Source organism: Bradyrhizobium diazoefficiens, from assembly GCF_016612535.1.
Classification (GTDB): Bacteria; Pseudomonadota; Alphaproteobacteria; order Rhizobiales; family Xanthobacteraceae; genus Bradyrhizobium; species Bradyrhizobium diazoefficiens_C.
The window spans coordinates 2,980,583-2,997,619 of sequence record NZ_JAENXS010000001.1 but is presented as its reverse complement, the minus strand read 5'-3'; the positions used below and the strand labels follow the sequence as shown (position 1 = coordinate 2,997,619).

The window sequence follows — 17,037 nt, the reverse complement described above, 5'->3', positions numbered from 1 at the left end:
AAATTGTCTTTCGGAAAAACACTGCGAACCACCGCACTGGTAACGGCGGTCGCAAGCCTCGCCTCCGGCGCAGCATTCGCCCAGAAGAAATACGACACCGGCGCGTCCGATACCGAGATCAAGATCGGCAACATCATGCCGTACAGCGGTCCGGCGTCGGCCTATGGCATCATCGGCAAGACCGAAGAAGCCTATATCAAGATGATCAACGACAAGGGCGGCATCAACGGCCGCAAGATCGTCTACGTCACCTATGACGACGGCTATTCGCCGCCGAAGGCGGTCGAGCAAGTCCGCAAGCTGGTCGAAAGCGACGAGGTGCTCGCCGTGTTCAACCCGCTCGGCACGCCCTCGAACAGCGCGATCCAGAAGTACCTCAACGCCAAGAAGATCCCGCAGCTGTTCGTCGCCACCGGCGCTACCAAGTGGAATGACCCGAAGAGCTTCCCCTGGACCATGGGCTGGCAGCCCTCCTACCAGAGCGAAGCGCATATCTACGCGAAATGGCTGATGAAGGAGAAGCCCGACGCCAAGGTCGCGATCCTCTATCAGAACGACGATTTCGGCAAAGACTACCTCAAGGGCACCAAGGACGGTTTTGGCGCCAAGGCTTCGTCCATGATCATCATGGAAGAGAGCTACGAGGTCTCCGAGCCGTCGATCGACGGCCACATCGTCAAGATCAAGGCCGCCAATCCCGACGTGCTGCTGATCTACACGACGCCGAAGTTCGGTGCCCAGACCATCAAGAAGACCGCCGAGCTCGGCTGGAAGCCGCTCCAGATCATCACCAACGTATCGGCTTCGGTCGGCAGCGTGATGAAGCCGGCGGGCTTCGAGGCCTCGCAGGGCGTGCTGTCCGCGGCCTATGCCAAGGACGGCGCCGATCCGCGCTGGAATGACGATCCCGGCATGAAGAAATGGTCCGAGTTCCTCGACAAATACATGCCCGGTGCGGACAAGACGGATGCGAGCATCGTCTACGGCTACGGCGCCGCGCAGACGCTCGTCAAGACTCTGGAGATGTGCGGCGACGACCTTACCCGCGCCAACGTCATGAAGCAGGCGGCGAGCCTGAAGGATTTCACGCCAGATACGTTGCTTCCAGGCGTGAAGATCAACACCAGTCCGAGCGATTTCGCCCCGATCAGCCAGCTGCAGATGCAGCGCTTCAAGGGCGAGAAGTGGGAACAGTTCGGCGACATCCTGAGCGGCGATGTCGCTCCGGAATAATCCGCTGACGCAATAGTCCAAACTGACAAAGGCCCCCGCGAGCGATCGCGGGGGCTTTTTGTTGACGTCGGGGATCAATCTTGTTCAATGCGGCGCCGATCCAAGCGGGGTAGGAGAGCAATGGCTGTCGTTCGATTACAGGTTGCAGCGTTTTCGGCCGCATTGGCGTTGTGCACTGCAATGAGCAATCCCGCGCTGGCGCAGAAGAGCTACGACAGCGGCGTCTCCGACACCGAGATCAAAATCGGCAACATCATGCCCTATAGCGGCCCGGCCTCCGCCTATGCCGCGATCGGCAAGGCCGAGGAAGCCTATTTCAACAAGGTCAATGCCGAGGGCGGCATCAACGGCCGCAAGGTCAAGTTCATTTCCTACGACGACGCTTATTCGCCGCCGAAGACGGTGGAACAGGCACGCAAGCTGGTCGAGAGCGACAACGTGCTGCTGATCTTCGGCTCGCTCGGCACCTCCACCAACAGTGCCATCCGCAAATACATGAACGAGAAGAAGGTGCCGCAGCTGTTCGTGGCGAGCGGCGCCTCGAAGTGGAACGATCCCAAGCAATATCCGTGGACCATGGGCTGGCAGCCGAGCTACACCAGCGAGGCGAAGATCTACGCCAAGTACATCCTGAAGGAGAAGCCGGACGCGAAGATCGGCGTGCTCTACCAGAACGACGATTTCGGCAAGGACTATCTGAAGGGGTTGAAGGACGGGCTCGGCGCCAAGGCCGCCATGATCGTGCTGGAGGAGCCGTACGAGACCTCGGAGCCTGCGGTCGACGAGCATGTCGTGAAGCTGAAGGCCGCCGGCGCCGATGTCTTCATCAGCATCACCACGCCGAAATTCGCAGCCCAGGCGATCAAGAAGGCGGCCGAGATCAACTGGCATCCGATCCACATCATCTCCAACGTCTCGGCGTCCGTCGGCGGCGTGATCGAGCCTGCGGGCTTCGAGATCTCGCAAGGCATTTTGTCGGCGAGCTACATCAAGGACGGCTCCGACCCGCAATGGAACGCCGATGACGGCATGAAGAAGTTCTACAACTTCCTCGCGCAGTTCGATCCGAAGGCCAACAAGCTCGATGCCGGCGTGGTGTTCGGCTATGCCGCCGCCCAGACCATGGTGAAGGTGCTGCAGATGTGCGGCGACAATCTCACCCGCGACAACGTCATGAAGCAGGCGGCCTCCTTGAAGGATTTCGAACCGGACACGCTGCTGCCCGGCATCAAGATCAACACCGCGCCCGACAATTTCGCCCCGATCGAGCAGCTCCAGATGATGCGCTTCAAGGGCAAGAAATGGGAGCTGTTCGGCGACATCATCTCGAGTGAGCTCCGTCACTGAGGGGGATCAACTCTAAATAGCTTCGCTGTCATCAAGCCACTCAAGGAGGTGCCGCCTTCTCGCAGTCGCACATGGTAAATTGCGGTGCTCCTGACTACTAAAGAAGCAGCCCCTGCGACCCCGTCGCGGGGGCTTTCTGTTGAAGGCGCCGGCCAAATCGTATTGAATTGCGGCTGCGTCGGCCAAAAACAGTCAAGACAAAAAAAGGAACGCACACACACCAAGAAAATAGGGAGATAGGAATGCCCGCTGTCACCGGCAAGCTTGCGGCCGCATCATTGGCGCTCGCGCTCATTGCAGCCGCGACCTCCACTGCATCAGCCCAGAAGAAATACGATACCGGCGCGACCGACACCGAGATCAAGGTTGGCAACATCATGCCCTACAGCGGACCGGCGTCCGCCTATGGCATCATCGGGCGGACCGAAGCCGCCTATTTCAAGAAGATCAATGACGAGGGCGGCATCAACGGCCGCAAGATCAACTTCATCTCCTATGACGACGCCTATTCGCCGCCAAAGACGGTGGAGCAGGCGCGCAAGCTGGTCGAGAGCGACGAGGTGCTGTTCATCTTCAACTCGCTCGGCACGCCGCCGAATTCGGCGATCCACAAATACATGAACGCGAAGAAGGTGCCGCAGCTCTTCGTCGCCACCGGCGCCACCAAGTGGAACGATCCGAAGAACTTCCCCTGGACCATGGGCTGGCAGCCCAACTACCAGAGCGAAACGCAGATCTACGCGAAGTGGCTCCTGAAGAACAAGCCGGACGCCAAGATCGCCGTGCTCTACCAGAACGACGATTATGGCAAGGACTATGTCAAGGGCCTCAAGGACGGCCTCGGCGCCAAGGCTGCGTCGATGATCGTTGCCGAGGAGAGCTACGAGACCTCGGAGCCGACCATTGACAGCCACATCGTCAGCCTGAAATCGTCCGGCGCCAACGTCTTCATGAACATTACGACGCCGAAATTCGCCGCACAGGCGATCAAGAAGGTGGCTGAGGTCGGCTGGAAGCCGCTGCACTTCCTCAACAACGTCTCGGGCTCGGTCGGAAGCGTGCTCAAGCCCGCGGGCTTCGAGAACGCGCAGGACATCATCTCCGCCGATTATCTGAAGGACGTCTCGGATCCGCAGTGGAACAACGATCCCGGCATGAAGGGCTTCCTCGCCTTCATGACCAAATACTTCCCGGACGGCGACAAGCTCGACCACGGCACCATCGTCGGCTACGGCGTGGCGCAGACCCTGGTCCAAGTCCTGAAGCAGTGCGGTGACGATCTCACGCGCGAGAACGTCATGAAGCAGGCTGCCAGCCTGAAGAACTTCCGCACCGAAGTGCTGCTGCCGGGGATCCAGATCAACACCTCCCCGACCGACTTCGCGCCGATCAGCCAGCTCCAGCTCGAGAAGTTCAAGGGCGAGAAATGGGATCTGTTCGGCGACGTGATCAGCGCCGACGTCGGCGGCTAGCCGCCCGAACAGTCAACGAATGGAAAGCCCCTGCGAGATGATCGCGGGGGCTTTTGCTTGCATGGCGATTATGATCACGCGATTGCACAATCGAATGACGGTAAAGCCTGCTTACGCTTTGGCGCATGATGCGGTAGGCAGAGCAATGGCGACGCCCCCGCCGCCGCTTGAGTCTGCCCAAGAACTTGTTCAAGAGTCTGCTGAAAGCCATCGTCATGACCGACCGACGTCCCCTGCTCCGCGCGCTCTACGACGCCGCCGTTGCCGCGGCCCATCCGAACACGATATTGGCGCCGCATCTGCGCCCTTCGCCCAAGGGGCGCGTGATCTGCCTCGCCGCCGGCAAGGGCGCCGCCGCGATGGCCGCGGCTGCGGAGCGGCACTATCTCGATACGCTCATGTTGGCGCCGGAGCGCCTCCTCGGCATCGCCACCACGCGCCATGGTTACGGCGTGCCGACACGCCGCATCCGTGTGGTCGAGGCCGGCCATCCCGTGCCTGATGAAGCCGGGCTGCAGGGCGCGGCTGACACGCTCGCGCTCGCGGGCGAAGCCGGACCTGACGATCTGCTGCTGGTGCTGCTCACCGGCGGCGGCTCGGCGAACTGGATCGCGCCGGTGGACGGCATCAGCTTCGCGCAGAAGCAGGCGGTCAACAAGGCGCTGCTGCGCTCGGGCGCGCCGATCGGCGAGATGAACGTCGTGCGCAAGCACCTCTCGCGCATCAAGGGTGGGCGGCTGGCGCGCGCCGGCATGAACGCCGCCGAAATCGTGACGCTCGCGATCTCCGATGTACCGCATGACGATCCCTCTGCGATCGCCTCCGGTCCCACCGTGCCGGATCCGACCACGCTTTCGGACGCGCGCGCGATCGTCGCGAAGTACAAGCTCGATATCGACGATGCCGTGCGCCGCGCGCTCGACGACCCCGCCAACGAAAGTTGCAAGCCGGGCGACGCCGCCTTCGCGCGCGCGCATTTCGAATTGATCGCGCGACCGAAGCAGTCGCTCGACGCTGCGGTGAAGCTCGCCAAGGATGCCGGCTACGAGACGGTCGATCTCGGCGCCGACCTCGAAGGCGAGGCGCGCGACGTCGCCGCCGATCACGCCAGGCGCGCACTCCAGGCGCGCGCGCAAGGCAAACACATCGCAATTCTCTCCGGCGGCGAGCTCACGGTCACCGTGCACGGCAATGGCCGCGGCGGCCCCAACCAGGAATACGCGCTGGCGCTCGCCGACCTGTTGAAGGACACGCCGAACGTCTCGGCGCTGGCCGGTGACACCGACGGCGCCGACGGCGGCGGCGGCCATCCCACCGACCCCGCCGGCGCGCTGATCGACGCAGCGACGTTCGCGAAGATGAAGGCGCAAGGGCTCGCGCCGCAGGCCTATCTCGACAACAACGACGCGACGACGTTCTTCGAGGCGACTGGCGATCTGCTAATGCCCGGGCCGACGCTGACCAATGTGAACGATATCAGGGTGATTCTCGTCGACTGATGCCGCGACAGGCCGGATCCCTCCGTAGTTCCCCGGGCCACCATGGTTAACGATCTCTGAGTCCGCGCCGGACGCCCATTTGGCCGCCGGCGCCGCCGCCCTTAACCTCGTGTTCGCCGCAGTTTGAAGAACCAGCCTCTAATTTGGGCAAATCGTTTGGGTTCGTTCACCACCGCCTGCTCTAATCCGCATTCGGGGACAATCGCATGGCTGAGAGTGACCAGGAGGTCGGAGGCGTCGATCCACTCGTGCTGGGTGAGCTGCTCGCATGCGCCACCAACAATCTGTGGCTCGGCATCATCCTCTTTGACCGCGACCGCAAGGTCATTTTCTGCAATCCGCGCTACCGCGAGATGTACGCGCTCTCACCCGAACAGGTTCGCGCGGGCACGCCGATCAAGGACCTGATCGCGCATCGGCTCAAGCTGGGCCTGAACATTCGTGGCGAGGCCGGCGCCTATATCCGCGCCCGCACCGAAGGCTCCGTCGCCAGCGAGGAGACCGTCCAGCAATTCGCCGACGGAAGGATCATCGCCTACACCATCCATCCCCTGCCCGGCGGCGGCGGCATGGCGACCCACGAGGACATCACCGAGCGCGAAGAACTCAGCGCGCGGCTCCAGGAGCGCAATTTCCAGTTCGACATCGCGATCAACAACATGTCGCACGGGCTTTGCTTCTTCGACGCCGACCATCGGCTGCGGGTCTGCAATGCGCACTATATCGACATGTACGGTCTGCCGGCCGATCGCGTCGGTCCGGGCACGCCGCTCGCGGAGATCCTGGACATGCGCTTCGAAGCCGGCAGCGTGCCGGCGATGGCGCGCGAGGAATACGCCAATTGGCGGACTGGAGTCGCCACGTCGGCCGAGGCCGCCGACAGCATCGTCGAGATGCGAAACGGGCGCACCTTCAAGATCAGGCACCGGCCAATGCCGGATCTGGGCTGGGTCGCAACCCACGAAGACATCACCGAGCAACGGAAGGCGGAGCTTCAGATCGCGCATATGGCGCATCACGATGCGCTGACAGACCTCGCCAATCGTGTGCTGCTTGGCCAGCGGCTCAAGCAGGCGCTCGAACAGGGCGGGATGTTCGCGGTCCATCACATCGATCTCGACAAGTTCAAGGCGGTCAACGACACCCTCGGCCACCAGGCCGGCGACATCCTGCTCCAGGACGTCAGCCGTCGGCTGCGCCGGCTCGCGCGCGAGAGCGATACGATTGCACGCATGGGCGGCGATGAATTCGTGATCCTCCAGACGCCGATCTCCGGGCAGGGCGACGCGGAGGCCCTGGCGCGCGATGCCGTCAGCGCCCTGAGCGCGCCGTTCGCGCTTGGCGGACACCAGGCCAGCACCAGCGCGAGCATCGGCATCGCCATTGCGCCGCGCGAGGGCGCAACGCCCGAACAACTCCTGCACAATGCCGACCTCGCTCTCTACCGCGCGAAAAACGACGGTCGCGGCGTGCACCGCTTCTTCGAGCCGGCGATGGACGAAGAGGCGCAAAATCGGCGTGCACTGGAGTTCGACCTGCGCAACGGCCTTGCGGCCGGCGAGTTCGAGTTGCACTACCAGCCGATCGTGAAGACCGACGGCCCCGAGATCAGCGGGTTCGAAGCCTTGATCCGGTGGCGGCACCCGCGGCGCGGACTGGTCGCACCGGGCAGCTTCATCCCGCTCGCGGAGGAGAACGGCTTGATCGTGCCGATCGGAGAGTGGGTGATCCGGCAGGCCTGCGCCACCGCGAGCCGGTGGCCGAGCCATCTGCACGTCGCCATCAACATTTCGGCCGTGCAATTCCGCCAGCCGGGCCTGACGGAGGTGATCGTGAACGCGCTGGCGGCCACCGGGCTTGATCCGGGACGGCTGGAGATCGAGATCACGGAGAGCGTGCTGATCCAGGACCGGAATGGAGCGCTCGCGACGCTGCACCAGCTTCGTGCGCTGGGCATCAGGATCGCCATGGACGATTTCGGCACCGGCTATTCGTCACTGACCTATTTGCAGTGCTTCCCCTTCGACAAGATCAAGATCGACCGGTCTTTCGTCAGCGGGGTGGGCAACGATGCCGCGTCCCTCAGTATCGTGCGGGCGGTGGCTGCTCTGGCGCACGGGATGGGCATGACGACCACGGCGGAGGGCGTGGAAACTGACGAGCAGCGTGAGCGGATCACGGCCGAGGGCTGCACGGAAATGCAGGGCTATTTGTTCAGCCCGCCCCTGCCCGCAACGGAAATCGAGCGCCGCTTCCTCACCGCGGACGTGCCCGCCATGCCGGCCCGGATCGCCGCGGCTTAGCCGGGACAGCGGCCGTCAAAACTCGTTGGCGATCTTTGACAGCATCTCGAGCAGGGCTTCGCGGTTGGCCTGGCCCAAGAGCTCGTTGAGCCGCGACTCGTGCTTTGTCGCGACCAGCTTCTTCGCCCGCGTCAGCACGGCCTTGCCCTTGTCGGTCAGCACCAGGATGTGCGAGCGGCGGTCGTTGGTGGAGCGGATCCGGGCGCAGAGGTCGCGGCTCTCGAGATTGTCGAGCAGGGCGACGAAATTCGGCCTGAGAATGCCGAGGGTGGAGGCGACCTCGGTCTGGTTGCGGCCCGGGTTCTTCTCGACGAGCAGCAGCACCGAGAACTGCGCCGGCGTGAGCTGGAGCGAGGCCATGCAGCGCAAAAAGTTCTCGAACACCTTGAGCTGCGCCCGCTTCAGCACGTAGCCGAGCTGTTCGGACAGCTCGCCAAGCTGGAGGGCTTCGGCAGAACCCTGCCCTTGCCCCGGCCCCGGCCCCTCGGCCGCATCCTTGCGGCTCTTGGTGGCCTCTCCGGATTTTTCAGGGGCTTTTTCAGCGGTTTTCGAAACGGTCATCGCCTCATGCTCGTAATCCCGCTAAATTCGGGACGGGTCGTTTGCTGCCCTTGAGATTATATTTGATAATTGTTATGGACCATATCAAATATCGTCAGCGTATTTCAATGGCTGTGAACGGACCATCCCCCGCAATCGCGAGGACAGGTCCTTAATCTTCGAGGGGGAGCGTCCGGTCTTGAACACCACCATCATGCTGTTCCTGCTGCAGGACGGCATCACCAATGGCGCGATCTATGCGCTGCTCGGACTGGCACTGGTGCTGGTGTTTGCCGTCACCCGCGTCATCCTGATCCCCCAGGGCGAATTCGTCACCTATGGCGCGCTGACCTATGCCTCGCTGGCCTCGGGCCAGATGCCTGGCACGGCCAAGCTCGCGCTGGCCATGGGCATCGTCGCCTTCGTTTTCGACCTGTTCGTGGCCCGCAAGGCGCTGCATGGCCGCCTGATCCTGCGTAGCGTCCTCGCCAACATCGTACTGCCGGCCGTCGTGCTGGCAATCACGCTCTATTTCGCCGGTGAGAGGCCGCCGGTCGCGGTCTGCATCGCGCTGTCGCTTTTGATTGTGGCGATGATTGGCCTCTATCTCTACCGCATCGCATTCCAGCCGCTGGCGCACACCTCGGTGCTGGTGCTGCTGATCGCCTCGGTCGGCGTGCATCTGGCGCTGCAGGGACTGGGCCTGCTGTTCTTCGGCGCCGAGGGCCAGCGCGGACCGGCGGTGCTCTCCGGCGCCTTCACCGCGGGCTCGCTGCGCTTCACCGGGCAGAGCCTCACGGTCTACGGCATCACCGTCGCCTTCATCGTCGGGCTCTGGCTGTTCTTCGGGCTGACGCTCTACGGCAAGGCGCTGCGCGCCACCGCCGTCAACCGGCTCGGCGCGCGGCTGGCCGGCATCCGCACCACGCTGTCGGGACAGATCGCCTTCCTGCTGGCCTCCGTGATCGGCGCGCTGTCGGGCATCATGATCGTGCCGATCACGACGCTCTACTATGACAGCGGCTTCCTGATCGGCCTGAAGGGCTTCGTTGCCGCGATCATCGGCGGCCTCGTCAGCTATCCCCTCACGGCCGTTGCGGCCCTCTTCGTCGGCATCGTCGAGGCGTTCTCGTCCTTCTATGCCTCCAACTACAAGGAGGTGATCGTGTTCATGCTCCTGATCCCCGTGCTGCTGCTGCGCTCGCTCGCCGCGCCTGCGGTCGAGGAAGAGAAGGACTGAGGCCAAGATGCAGAGCCGGCTTCCCATCCTCGTCTTCGCAGCTCTGATGGCGGCGATCCCGTTTGTCCCGGGCATGCCGCCGTTCTGGATCGTGCTGCTCGACAATATCGGCCTCACCGCGCTGGTCGCGATGGGCCTCGTGCTGCTCACCGGCGTCGGCGGCCTGACCTCGTTCGGACAAGCCGCCTTCGTCGGCTTCGGCGCCTACACGACCGCAGTGCTGACGACGACCTACGGCCTGTCGCCATGGCTGACGCTGCCGCTGTCGCTCGTGGTCAGCGGGTTGCTGGCGGTGTTGCTTGGCCTGGTCACGGTCCGCCTCTCCGGCCACTATCTGCCGCTCGGCACGCTCGCCTGGGGGCTCGGCCTGTTTTATCTCTTCAGCAAGCTCGAGTTCCTGGGGCGTAACGACGGCATCTCGGCGATCCCGCCGCTGTCGATCGGCACGTTCAAGATGCTCTCGCCCGGCTCGATCTATTACGCGATCTGGGTCGCGGTGATCCTCTCGGCCCTCCTCACGATGAACCTGCTGGATTCCCGCACCGGCCGCGCCATCCGCGCGCTGCGGCGAGGCCACGTCGCAGCCGAAGCCTTCGGCGTGCACACGCCGCGCGCCAAGATGCTGGTCTTCATTCACGCCGCCGTGCTCGCCGGGCTCTCCGGCTGGCTCTACGCCCATCTCCAGCGTGCGGTGAACCCGACGCCGTTCGGGGCGCAGGCCGGCATCGAATATCTCTTCATCGCGGTGGTCGGCGGCGCCGGCTATGTCTGGGGCGGCGTTCTGGGTGCGGCGATCGTCGTGATCCTGAAAGAGGTGCTGCAAAGCTATCTGCCGCTGATCCTGCCCGGCTCCGGCCAGGTCGAGACCATCGTGTTCGGTATCATGCTGGTGGCGCTGCTCCAGCTCGCGCCCGGCGGCGTCTGGCCCTGGCTGATGTCGCTGCTGCCCGAACGCACCAGTGGCAGGAAGCCGGACACTTCGCTGAAGCTCGAGGCCCGGCCCCGCTCGCCCGGCGAGTCCAGCGTGCTGCTTCACGTCGAGAAAGCGCGAAAACAATTCGGCGGCGTGATTGCGGTCAACAACGTCTCCTTCGACGTCCAGGCCCGCGAGATCGTCGCGCTGATCGGACCGAATGGCGCCGGAAAAAGCACCACCTTCAACCTGATCACCGGGGTGCTGTCGGCGACATCCGGCTCGATCTCGGTGCTCGGCAACAAGGTGGATCGCGCGCCGCCGCAGGAGATCGTCAAGCTCGGCATCTCCCGCACCTTCCAGCACGTCAAGCTCGTGCCCGACATGACCGTGCTGGAGAATGTCGCGATCGGCGCGCATCTGCGCGGCGATTCCGGGCCGCTCGCCTCGATGCTGCGCCTAGACCGCGCCGACGAAGCAAAACTGCTTGCCGAAGCCGCCCGCCAGATCGAGCGCGTCGGCCTCGCCGACCAGATGCATCAGCTCGCAGGCTCGCTGTCGCTCGGCCAGCAGCGCATCGTCGAGATCGCGCGCGCGCTGTGCGTCGATCCGATGCTGCTGCTGCTCGACGAGCCGGCCGCCGGCCTGCGCCACATGGAGAAGCAGCAGCTCGCAAAATTGCTACGCGATTTGCGCGACGGCGGCATGAGCGTGCTGCTGGTCGAGCACGACATGGGCTTCGTGATGAACCTGGCCGACCGCATCGTGGTGCTCGATTTCGGCACCAAGATCGCGGAAGGCACGCCCACCACGATCAAGACCAATCCCGAAGTGATCAAGGCCTATCTGGGAGTGACGGCATGAGCGCGCTGTTGTCCGTCACTGACGCGCACGTCGCCTATGGCAAGGTCGAGGCGGTGCGTTCCGTCTCGCTCGAAGTCGGCGAGAACGAGATCGTCACCATCGTCGGCGCCAACGGCGCCGGCAAGACCACGCTGCTGTCAGCCATCATGGGCATCCTGCCGTTAAAGGGCCGCGTCGCCTTCGCCGGCCGGGACCTGGCCCGGCTCGACATCGAGGACCGCGTCGCGATCGGCCTCGGCCTGGTCCCCGAGCACCGCGAATTGTTCGTGACCATGAATGTCCAGGACAATCTCGAATTAGGAGCTTTCCGCATCGAGCGGCGAAAGGCGAAAGCCTCGATGGAGCGGATCTTCACGCTGTTTCCGCGCCTGAAGGAGCGGCGCAAGCAGCTCGCCGGCACGCTCTCCGGCGGCGAGCAGCAGATGCTCGCGATGGGCCGCGCGCTGATGGGCGCGCCGAAACTGCTGATGCTGGACGAGCCGAGCCTCGGTCTCGCGCCGATCATCGTTGCCGACATTTTCCGCATCGTCACCGAGCTGCGTGCCAGCGGCGTCTCCGTGCTGCTGGTGGAGCAGAACGCCCAGGCCGCGCTGAAGATCGCCGACCAGGCCTATGTGATGGAGCTCGGCGAGTTCGTGCTCAGCGGCAAGGCCAGCGACGTCGCAGCCAACGAGCAGGTGGCGGCGAGCTATCTCGGTTTCCAGCACGAAGGCGCAAGCGCGATCTAGTTACCCACGCTGCGCCGTCCGCACAAAGCCCCAGGCGGCGATCGCGGCCATGAGCAGGGAGATCAGCACGTTGTAGCCGGCCAGAGAAAGGCCGAGGAAACGCCACTGCACCTCGTCGCAGCGCACCACCTTGACGGTGTCGAGCCGTAACAGCAGATCGCCGGCGCGGCCGAGATTGACGACCGGACCGGTGCAATCGGTCGGCCCCTTCCACAACCCCCATTCGACGCCCGAATGATAGGTGCCGAGGCCGGCATTGGCGAGCGCCGCCAGCGCGAGGATCGCGAGCCCCGCAAGCAGCAGCGGCCGCGGCGCGCCGCTCCTTGCTGCAAGCCCGGTGAGCGCACCGAGTGGGATCGCGAGATAATAGGCGTAGCGCTGCTCGAGGCAGAGCGGACAGGGCAGGATCTCCAGCACCAGCTGGAAGAACCAAGCCCCTGCGATCGTCGCCGCCGCGATCAGGGTCACGGCCAGCGAGGCCGTCAGGGCGGGGCTGCTCGCGGCCTTTCGAAACGCAGGTATCGCGGCACTCTGGGTCGTCACGGCAGCCTCTCCGGATCTGGCGTTGCTTTAAGGCTCTAACCCTGGTCCAGGTCCCTGTCGAGAACGCCCGGGATCACTTTGGCGCGGGTTGACCCCGCTTTTTCCATGGCTATAGTCCGCCGGCTTCGCGATGCCCCCTTCAAAGGGCCGACCGAGGGCCCCTGTGGCGGAACTGGTAGACGCGCTCGACTCAAAATCGAGTTCCGCAAGGAGTGCTGGTTCGATTCCGGCCAGGGGCACCACGCTTCGCCCGTTCGGGCTGCGCGTGGCACCCAAGACCGCAAGGGCGCAGCGTGTGCGGCGAAGCCTCTTGACGAAGACGGACTGGCTCGACGAAGCTTGATCCCATCCCCCTCGCAACGACGCGGCCGCGCGCGTCACGTGACGCGCGCGTAGATCGTCGTCATCGTGTAGTCCTTGCGTGGGCCCGACACCACGTGACGAATAGTGAAACGTCCATTGGGCAGGAACGCGTACGTCGACTGATAGTCGTCGAGACTGCATAGATGTCCCGCGCTTCCGCTCAGGGCTCCGCCGTCGGATGCGGACAGCGAGATGGTGTGGAATAGCCGCGGCGGCGTCTCCTTGAAGAAGACGTCGAAGCCTCCACCCGTCCTGCGGAGGACATATTCTCGCTCTGCCTCGAGCTCGGTGCCGTTCAGCAGCCGCAGACGCCCCTGCTCGTGATAGGCCAACGTCGCCTCATCCCGCGGGGTGACAATCGCAACGCCCTGCATCGTGCCTTGACCTTCGATGACCCGGTTGAACGACCAGGATCCGGTCAGCCTCGTCACCGCCTCCGAGGCGTCACCCCAACGATCGATCACCGTTTCGTCCATATCCTCGGGACCTGAGTTCGACTTCGCCGAGCCAATACCTATATCCTACGGACAAAGCGTGTCGATGTAGCGAGCGTGTGATGGCCAGGAGACGTACGACGGACACGGACGCCGACGAGCTGCCCCGCTATTTCGTCTGGGTCCGCGGCCTCGATGGCCCCGAGCCACAGAAATGGGTGGACATGGAGTTCGGCGTCGGTGACTGGAAGCGGCCGCTGGTGCTGGCCTGGCTGGAGCTGCCGGCGGACGAGCGGCGCCTGCCGCTGTCGATGCTGGCGCGGCGCTATCCGCCGCCGCGGGTGGAGTCGTTGTAGGGTGGGTTAGCCCTGCGGACTGCGCGAAGCGCAGACCGCTCGGCGTAACCCACCACGGTGTGTCTCCAGGGAAGCAGAAGAGGTGGGTTACGCACCCCGCCCTCGTTCTTCGGCACGTCGCTAACCCACCCTACAACGGCCGCGAAGAACGAGCCTTCACTTGCCCAGCGCCGCGGTCGTCGTAAGCCCAAACCGGCGGCGAAAGCAGCTGTTGAAATAAGGGAGATCGTTGAAGCCGCGAGCAAATCGTGCCGGGGCTTGCCCGGGCATTTCTTTTGCCGATTGTGGCTGAGATCATAGAAAGCCGGAGCACGACGGCGCAATTCTTCTTGCTACCTCAGCGCGATTGTGGATGAAATACATCCATTATTTCATTTCGCGACCATTGATTGAATTTGAAGGATGCCGCCCGAGCGGGGCTTAAAGCATCCCCAACTGAATTTTCGGAGGAGTCCATGTCACACCGGGATGGGGCGGGACCGGAACACGCGCACAACAATCCGGATGCTGACGAGATCGCGGCCGACGCCCGTCCGCCGCGCAAGCTGGTGCTGTTCGCCGACGGCACCGGCAACGCCTTCACGACCCAGGAATCCAGCGTCTGGCGTCTCTACGAGGCGCTCGACCATACCAAGCCCGACCAGATCGCCTATTACATCAAGGGCGTCGGCACCGCCGGCTGGGCGCCGCTCGCCGCACTCGACGGCGCCACCGGCATCGGCGTGCCGGCCAACGTGCGCAAGCTCTATCGCTTCCTGTGCTGGAACTGGCGCGAGGGCGACGAGATCTACATCTTCGGCTTCAGCCGCGGCGCCTTCACCGCGCGCACGCTGGCAGCCCTGATCGCGAGCCAGGGGCTGGTGCCGGCGGTGATCGACAAGGTCGCTGTGTCGCATGCGGAGATGCAGCGCAACACGATGGCCGCATGGCGGAAGTATCGCAAGGAGTCGGTCGGCTATCGCAGCCTGCCGACAATCTGGGTCGTGCGCTGGATCCGCGACGTGCTGATCTATCTCTATGATCTCATTTTCCGGCATCGCTCTTATGCCAGCGTCCGCGAGGCCATGGACGGCCGCAAGGAGGTCAAGATCGAATTCCTCGGACTGTTCGACACGGTCGAGGCGTTCGGCGTACCGATCGAGGAGCTCCGTGTCGCTATCGACTGGGCGATCTGGCCGATTTCGTTCCGAAACTACCGGCTCTCCGGCAAGGTGAAGCACGCCTGCCAGGCGCTCGCGCTTGACGACGAACGCACCACCTTCCACCCGCTGCGCATCGATCAGGCCGGGCTTGCCGAGGGGCAGGCCGTCAAGGAGGTGTGGTTCGCAGGCTCCCATTCCGACATCGGCGGAGGCTATCCGGAATCCACGCTGTCCTTCGTGCCGCTGGTGTGGATGGTCGAGCAGCTCGGCAACCAGCTCCGTTTCCAGGACGGCACGATCGCGCATTTCCGCGAGTACCAGTCGGCGATCGGGCCGATGCACGATTCGCGCAGCGGCGCCGGCGTGCTGTACCGCTACGGCCCGCGGCCGATCCACGACCGCGTCGAAGATGGCGGACCGCCGGTGGTGCACTTCGGCGTGGTCGAACGCATGCTGCACGGATGCGACAATTATGCGCCGCTGATGCTTCCGGCAAATGCCAAAGTGCTGCTGCCGGATGGACAGGTGCTGCCGCTGACGCGGGACGAAACGCGCAAGGCCATGAGGTCCGCCTACGCGAAAAGAGAAGGCGATGGCCATAGGGCGGCGGAAGCCGACGCCTTCATGGCGATGAGCCCGCCGAATCCCGAGATGGCGCGGCAGGTTCTCGACACCGTGTGGTGGCGCCGCGTCGCCTATTTCTCGCTGCTGATCACGCTCGGCATCCTGGCCGCATGGCCCTGGATCGCGCGCTCCGTCGTGGGATCGTCCAAGCAGCACGGACTTGAAGATACCACCCTGCTCAAATGGATCACGGCGATCGACAACGGCACGGGCACCGTCGTCAAGCCGTTCGCCGATCTGCTCGCGAGCGTGCTGCCGTCCTACGCGGCGCCATGGCTTGCCATCGCGCTCTATTATCCGTTCGTCACGACGGTGCTCGTCATCATCATCCTGATCGCGTGGAACAGGAATGCGGTGCTGCGCGACAGCATTCAGGAACGCGCCCGGCTGGCCTGGTACAGGCCCGACCGGATGGCATCGCGACGCCGGGTCAGCAAATCCGGCTGGCTGCTCGCGATCGGCCGCTGGATGCGCCTGCATGCCTGGCCGGTGCGTATGGCCTTCACCAACGTGCTGATGCCAGCTGTTTTCCTCGCCGCCATTTTCGGCTCGGGTCTGCTGTTGCTGTCCCGCGGCTATCTCGACTGGCGCGCGGGCGTCGGCGATTTCTGCAAGAGCAGCGCATCGCCGCATGCCGTCGGCGACATTCCGGTCACGGCCCGCGACGGAGAATTGTTCGACGTCAGCGATTTCTGCTGGCCAAGCCGACTCGCGGTCGAGAAGGGGCGCAAATACCGCGTCTGGATCCAGATGGCCGATCCATGGTTCGACCGCACCATCATGACCGGCCTGAACGGCTTCAAGACCCCGCCGGATCCGACCCACCGCCTGGCCGTCCCGATCCTGCGGCTTCAGGGCGCGGACTGGTTTCAGCCGGTCCTCCGCGTGGGCGCGCGCGGATCGAACGATCTGCCGCTGCAGGCCGTCAACGGGCTCCCGGCGAACGATCTGCCGCGACGGATCCACACGACTGTGCCGGACTATGAGGACGAGAGCAAGGACGACTATCCGATCCATGTCGAGGACTCCGCGGAGTTCAAGAACCCGGATAGCGAATTGAGTCGCGCCTGGAAGCCGTTCGGGGATTTCGAGCCGATCCCGGCCGCGGCGCTGCCGGCGGCGCGCGCGCTCTGGCGCAAGCAGGGATTGTCCGAACTGTTCGTCGCGGAGTTCGAGGCGCCCGAGGCCGGCGAGCTGTTCTTCTACGTCAACGACGCCGTCCAGCTCTTCCCGCGCCTCATCCCCACGCGGCTCGCACCACGCTGGCTCGTTCCGCTCCAGGGACGGCGCGTCCAGTTCTACAAAAACAACAGCGGAACGGCGACGATCCGCCTGCAGCGGTTGCCGGCGCCCCCGCCCCCATGATTATGGGTGTCACGTCCTCCGCGCCGCGGCTAAACTTGGCGCGCGCGCCGCGGGGGACACGCGGCCGGGAC

The 17,037-nt window shown here is 64.2% G+C and carries 13 protein-coding genes and 1 tRNA gene; 11 read left to right on the top strand and 3 right to left on the bottom strand.

Annotated elements, in window-relative coordinates; translation table 11 throughout:
- The first annotated feature begins 3 nt into the window (after positions 1-3).
- The 5 genes from JJE66_RS14200 (at position 4) to JJE66_RS14180 (ending at position 7,854) form a co-directional block, all read left to right on the top strand.
- Positions 4-1,233, top strand: coding sequence for an ABC transporter substrate-binding protein (locus JJE66_RS14200; protein ID WP_200514861.1), 1,230 nt, complete (start codon positions 4-6; stop codon positions 1,231-1,233).
- Positions 1,234-1,353: 120 nt separating this feature from the next.
- On the top strand, positions 1,354-2,580 hold the full coding sequence (locus JJE66_RS14195; RefSeq protein WP_200514860.1) for an ABC transporter substrate-binding protein: 1,227 nt from the start codon (positions 1,354-1,356) through the stop codon (positions 2,578-2,580).
- A gap of 242 nt (positions 2,581-2,822) precedes the next feature.
- Entirely contained in the window at positions 2,823-4,052 is a 1,230-nt protein-coding gene (locus JJE66_RS14190; RefSeq protein WP_200514859.1) for an ABC transporter substrate-binding protein, read from the top strand.
- Between the two features lie 215 nt (positions 4,053-4,267).
- A complete protein-coding gene (locus JJE66_RS14185; RefSeq protein WP_200514858.1) occupies positions 4,268-5,551 on the top strand; it encodes a glycerate kinase in 1,284 nt (427 codons plus the stop codon).
- A 206-nt stretch (positions 5,552-5,757) separates the two neighbouring features.
- The gene (locus JJE66_RS14180) at positions 5,758-7,854 is read left to right on the top strand and encodes a bifunctional diguanylate cyclase/phosphodiesterase (RefSeq protein ID WP_200514857.1); all 2,097 of its coding nucleotides are present in this window, start codon (positions 5,758-5,760) and stop codon (positions 7,852-7,854) included.
- A 15-nt stretch (positions 7,855-7,869) separates the two neighbouring features.
- Here the strand turns inward: JJE66_RS14180 and JJE66_RS14175 are convergent, their stop codons facing one another.
- Positions 7,870-8,415 carry a MarR family winged helix-turn-helix transcriptional regulator gene (locus tag JJE66_RS14175; protein ID WP_200514856.1) on the bottom strand — a complete coding sequence of 182 codons (546 nt, stop codon included), beginning with the start codon at positions 8,413-8,415 and terminating at the stop codon, positions 7,870-7,872.
- Between the two features lie 178 nt (positions 8,416-8,593).
- Here JJE66_RS14175 and JJE66_RS14170 point away from each other — a divergent pair, with 178 nt between their 5' ends.
- From JJE66_RS14170 to JJE66_RS14160, 3 genes are read left to right on the top strand one after another with little or no spacing between them, the layout of a single operon-like run.
- Positions 8,594-9,634 carry a branched-chain amino acid ABC transporter permease gene (locus tag JJE66_RS14170; protein ID WP_200514855.1) on the top strand — a complete coding sequence of 347 codons (1,041 nt, stop codon included), beginning with the start codon at positions 8,594-8,596 and terminating at the stop codon, positions 9,632-9,634.
- 7 nt (positions 9,635-9,641) lie between these two features.
- On the top strand, positions 9,642-11,411 hold the full coding sequence (locus tag JJE66_RS14165) for an ABC transporter permease subunit (protein ID WP_200514854.1): 1,770 nt from the start codon (positions 9,642-9,644) through the stop codon (positions 11,409-11,411).
- On the top strand, positions 11,408-12,139 hold the full coding sequence (locus JJE66_RS14160) for an ABC transporter ATP-binding protein (protein ID WP_200514853.1): 732 nt from the start codon (positions 11,408-11,410) through the stop codon (positions 12,137-12,139). The genes JJE66_RS14165 and JJE66_RS14160 overlap by 4 nt, the downstream gene beginning before the upstream one ends.
- On the opposite strand, the gene JJE66_RS14155 is transcribed toward JJE66_RS14160, so the two are convergent.
- Positions 12,140-12,682: a disulfide bond formation protein B gene (locus tag JJE66_RS14155; protein ID WP_200514852.1), complete on the bottom strand. Its 543-nt coding sequence runs from the start codon at positions 12,680-12,682 to the stop codon at positions 12,140-12,142. It lies immediately after the preceding gene.
- A gap of 157 nt (positions 12,683-12,839) precedes the next feature.
- On the opposite strand from JJE66_RS14155, the gene JJE66_RS14150 reads away from it, so the two are divergent.
- Positions 12,840-12,924 (top strand) — tRNA-Leu (locus JJE66_RS14150).
- 135 nt (positions 12,925-13,059) lie between these two features.
- On the opposite strand, the gene JJE66_RS14145 is transcribed toward JJE66_RS14150, so the two are convergent.
- Positions 13,060-13,509, bottom strand: coding sequence for a DUF6314 family protein (locus JJE66_RS14145; protein WP_311979870.1), 450 nt, complete (start codon positions 13,507-13,509; stop codon positions 13,060-13,062).
- A 92-nt stretch (positions 13,510-13,601) separates the two neighbouring features.
- Between JJE66_RS14145 and JJE66_RS14140 the strand changes: the two genes are divergently transcribed.
- The gene (locus JJE66_RS14140; RefSeq protein ID WP_200514850.1) at positions 13,602-13,835 is read left to right on the top strand and encodes a hypothetical protein; all 234 of its coding nucleotides are present in this window, start codon (positions 13,602-13,604) and stop codon (positions 13,833-13,835) included.
- A gap of 455 nt (positions 13,836-14,290) precedes the next feature.
- The gene (locus tag JJE66_RS14135) at positions 14,291-16,966 is read left to right on the top strand and encodes a DUF2235 domain-containing protein (RefSeq protein ID WP_200514849.1); all 2,676 of its coding nucleotides are present in this window, start codon (positions 14,291-14,293) and stop codon (positions 16,964-16,966) included.
- Positions 16,967-17,037: the final 71 nt, after the last annotated feature.

Coding starts and splice junctions, on each gene's coding strand:
- JJE66_RS14195 (WP_200514860.1), top strand. CDS start 1,354: ATGGCTGTCGTTCGATTACAGGTTGCAGCGTTTTCGGCCGCATTGGCG.
- JJE66_RS14190 (WP_200514859.1), top strand. CDS start 2,823: ATGCCCGCTGTCACCGGCAAGCTTGCGGCCGCATCATTGGCGCTCGCG.
- JJE66_RS14185 (WP_200514858.1), top strand. CDS start 4,268: ATGACCGACCGACGTCCCCTGCTCCGCGCGCTCTACGACGCCGCCGTT.
- JJE66_RS14180 (WP_200514857.1), top strand. CDS start 5,758: ATGGCTGAGAGTGACCAGGAGGTCGGAGGCGTCGATCCACTCGTGCTG.
- JJE66_RS14175 (WP_200514856.1), bottom strand. CDS start 8,415: ATGACCGTTTCGAAAACCGCTGAAAAAGCCCCTGAAAAATCCGGAGAG.
- JJE66_RS14165 (WP_200514854.1), top strand. CDS start 9,642: ATGCAGAGCCGGCTTCCCATCCTCGTCTTCGCAGCTCTGATGGCGGCG.
- JJE66_RS14160 (WP_200514853.1), top strand. CDS start 11,408: ATGAGCGCGCTGTTGTCCGTCACTGACGCGCACGTCGCCTATGGCAAG.
- JJE66_RS14140 (WP_200514850.1), top strand. CDS start 13,602: ATGGCCAGGAGACGTACGACGGACACGGACGCCGACGAGCTGCCCCGC.
- JJE66_RS14135 (WP_200514849.1), top strand. CDS start 14,291: ATGTCACACCGGGATGGGGCGGGACCGGAACACGCGCACAACAATCCG.